Consider the following 3,135-nt stretch of genomic DNA (forward strand, 5'->3'; position numbering starts at 1 on the left):
GGCCGCGGGCGCGGGGCCGGCCGCGGGCGTGGGGCGGGCCGTGGGCGTGGGGCGGGCCGTGGGCCCGGGCCCGGGCGGGACGTCGTCCGCCGGGCGCGGGCCGAGCAGCGCGCCGAGGCGGGCGGACGCCGACGGGTCGAGGTTCGCCAGCGGCTCGTCGAGGAGGAGCAGGTCGGGGTCGGCGAGGAGGACCGCGGCGGCGGTCGTCCGCTGGGTCAGACCGCGGGAGAGCGCGTGGACGGGGAAGTCGGCGCGGCGCACGAGGTCGGTCGCCTCGAGCAGCTCGCGGACGCGGCCGGGGACGTCGGCCACCCGCAGCAGCCGGGCGCGGTGCGTGAGGTTCTCGCGGACGGTCAGGTCGCGGTAGAGCATCGGCTCGTGCGCGAGGTAGCCCACGCGGCCGTGGAGGGCGTGACGGTCGGCCGGGAGGTCGTGCCCGAGGACCCGGCAGACGCCGCCCATCGGCCGCATCAGCCCCGCGAGCACGCGCAGGAGCGTCGACTTGCCGGCGCCGTTCGGGCCGAGCAGCGCGACCGTCGCGCCGGCCGGAACGATCAACGAGACGTCGCGCAGCACCTGCCGCTCGCCGCGTCGCCGGACGAGCCCGTCGAGGACGATCGCGTGGTCGGGCGGCGGACCGTCGGCGGACCGCGTCGGCCGGTCGCCGGGCGGGTCCGCGGGCCCCGGCGTCGGGTGTTCGGCCTCCGGCGGCATCGGTCGGGGAGCCTACGCCGCGCGGGACCGCCTACCCTTCCCGGTCTATGGCGAAGACCCGGAAGCCGCCCGTCGAGGAGCCCAAGCGCCGCGGTCGCCTGTTCTGGATCTGCCTCCTGGTCCTGCTCGAGGCCGCCGTGTGGACGATCCTCTCGGTGGCCGGGGTGTCCGAGGGCATCGCCACGGTCGTCGCCCTCGTCGGCGGCTTCGCGTTCGTCGTGGTCTTCAACGAGAAGATCTGGGGCGAGGGCTGGCGCGACCAGCTGAAGGCCGACCGGGCCAAGCGGCCGCGGTAAGGCGGGGCGGCGCCCGGAGCGGCATCGCGGACATCGCGGACGGTAGGTGTCCCCGTCCGACGTCAGCATGGGGGCATGTCGAGCGCCGCGCGTCACGTCGAGTTCACCGCCCTCGCCGGGAAGGGGGACGACCTCGCCGCCGTCCTCGTCGAGGTCGGGGAATCGCTCCGGGGGACGCCCGGCTGCGACTCGTGGGTCGTCTCCCGCGTGCCGGGCGAGCCCGAGCGGATCGTCGTCGACGAGCGCTGGGCGACCCACGAGATCATGACCGCGGCCGCCGAGGCCTCGAAGGACGACGAGAACCTCCCGCGCGTCATGGCGCTGCTCGACGGCGACCACCCGCCGGTGCTGACGGAGCTCGAGCCGGTCGGCGGCGCGGGCCTGCTGCCGGCCGCGCGCGACGGCGTCACGCACCGTTCGCTGCTGGACACCGAGGACCAGGCGAAGGCGTTCGGGTTCTCGTCCCAGGGCGAGTCGCGGTTCCCGGGCGGCGACCTCGGCCTCGAGCGCACCGGCGTGGCCCTGCACCGGATGCCGGCCGACGCGGTCTCCGCCTTCGGCCACGTCCACGCCAACGCGGAGGAGCTCTACGTCGTGCTCTCGGGCTCCGGCCGGATCCGCGTCGGCGACGACTCGTTCGACCTGTCGGAGCGCGACGGCATCCGCGTCGGCCCGGAGCTGATCCGCGGCTTCGTCGCAGGCCCCGACGGTCTGGAGGTCCTGGCGGTCGGACCGAAGACCCCGAAGGACGGCGACATCGTGCAGGACTGGTCGCCGGTGGGGTGAGGGGCGGGAGGTCGTCGCGGGTCGGACGTCCTCGCCGGGTTCGTGTCGAGTTCGGTACCTCGGCGGTACACGATCCGACAGGCACCACCCGCCGCGGCGACCTTCCCGGGTCCGCGTCGAGTTCGGTACCTCGGCGGTACACGATCCGACGCGACGACCGGGCAGTCGCACGGGGAGGACTTCCGGCGCAGGTCGGTGGCGAGATCGGCACGGTTCGCGCCCCACGCGTCACGCGTCGATCGTCACCGTCGGTGCATGTCCTCGAGCCAGGTCTCTCCGCACGCGCTCCTCGCGGTGGCGGACGCAGCAGGCCGCCACGCGGCCGACGGCTGGCGGGAGATCGCCGCGCTCGCCGCTGCGCAGCACGGGGTCGTCAGCCGTGCACAACTCCGGATGCTCGGACTCACCGATCGACAGATCACCCGTGCGCTCCGGATCGGCCACCTCCATCCGCTCCACCGCGGCGTCTTCGCCGTCGGCCACGGACGCGTCACATGGGAGGGCCGCGCGGCGGCAGCGGTGCTCGCCTGCGGACCCCGCGCGGCGCTCGGCCACCGGTCCGCCGGGGTGCACTGGAACCTCCGCCCGTGGTCGTCCCCCGCGATCGAGGTCGTCGTCGCCGGCTCCAGCGTCGCGACGCACCGGGGCGTCGTGGTGCACCGACACGCCGGTCTTCGCCCCGACGAGGTCGAGCTCCACGACGGCATCCGCGTGACGACGGTCGCGCGGACCCTGCTGGATCTGGGCGCGGTGCTCGCTCCCTCCGCCCTGAGGAACGCGGTGGCCCAGGCCGAGCTCCTCGACCTCTTCGACCTCGGACCGGTCCTCGAGCTGCTGGCGCGCCATCCCCGACACCGCGGAGCCCGGGCTCTGCGCGAGATCCTCCGCAGCTGGGACGCACCCCCGCGGACGAGGAGCGAGCAGGAGGAGGAGTTCCCCGACCTCTGCGTCCGGCTCGGCCTGCCGCGCCCGGTGATGAACGCCACGATCCTGGGAATGGAGATCGACGGCTCGTTCCCCGACCACGGGGTCGCCGTCGAGCTCGACAGCTGGCGCTTCCATCGCGGCATCGTCCGGTGGGAGGACGATCACGAGAAACGCGCGCGTCTGGTCGCCGGCGGTTGGGTGGCCCTCGCGTACACGTACCGGCAGCAGCGCGAACGGGGCGGGCACTTCGTGCTGGAGACCCTCGGCCCCGCTCTCGCTCGCGGCACCCGGGTCGCCGCCTGAGGCGGGGCCGGTCGGCGGTCGGTGTCGGGTTCGGTACCCGGGCGGTACACGATCCGACGCGCACGGCCCGCCGCCCCGCGCGCGCCGCCCCGCCGCCGACCCGCCCGCG

4 protein-coding genes are annotated in these 3,135 nt (G+C 75.4%); 3 read left to right on the plus strand and 1 reads right to left on the minus strand.

Annotated elements, in window-relative coordinates:
- The coding region (locus tag PATMI_RS27365) for an ATP-binding cassette domain-containing protein (RefSeq protein WP_051471051.1) at positions 1-714 on the minus strand (714 nt) is incomplete at its 3' end.
- 47 nt (positions 715-761) lie between these two features.
- Between PATMI_RS27365 and PATMI_RS0104480 the strand changes: the two genes are divergently transcribed.
- From PATMI_RS0104480 to PATMI_RS0104490, 3 genes are all read left to right on the plus strand, one after another.
- Complete coding sequence (locus PATMI_RS0104480) at positions 762-1,010, plus strand: hypothetical protein (protein ID WP_026910008.1); 249 nt, start codon at positions 762-764, stop codon at positions 1,008-1,010.
- Between the two features lie 75 nt (positions 1,011-1,085).
- The gene (locus PATMI_RS33860; RefSeq protein ID WP_051471052.1) at positions 1,086-1,796 is read left to right on the plus strand and encodes an antibiotic biosynthesis monooxygenase; all 711 of its coding nucleotides are present in this window, start codon (positions 1,086-1,088) and stop codon (positions 1,794-1,796) included.
- Between the two features lie 255 nt (positions 1,797-2,051).
- Entirely contained in the window at positions 2,052-3,026 is a 975-nt protein-coding gene (locus PATMI_RS0104490; protein ID WP_026910009.1) for a type IV toxin-antitoxin system AbiEi family antitoxin domain-containing protein, read from the plus strand.
- Positions 3,027-3,135: the final 109 nt, after the last annotated feature.

The sequence above is a fragment of the Patulibacter minatonensis DSM 18081 genome (genome assembly GCF_000519325.1).
GTDB classification, from domain to species: Bacteria; Actinomycetota; Thermoleophilia; order Solirubrobacterales; family Solirubrobacteraceae; genus Patulibacter; species Patulibacter minatonensis.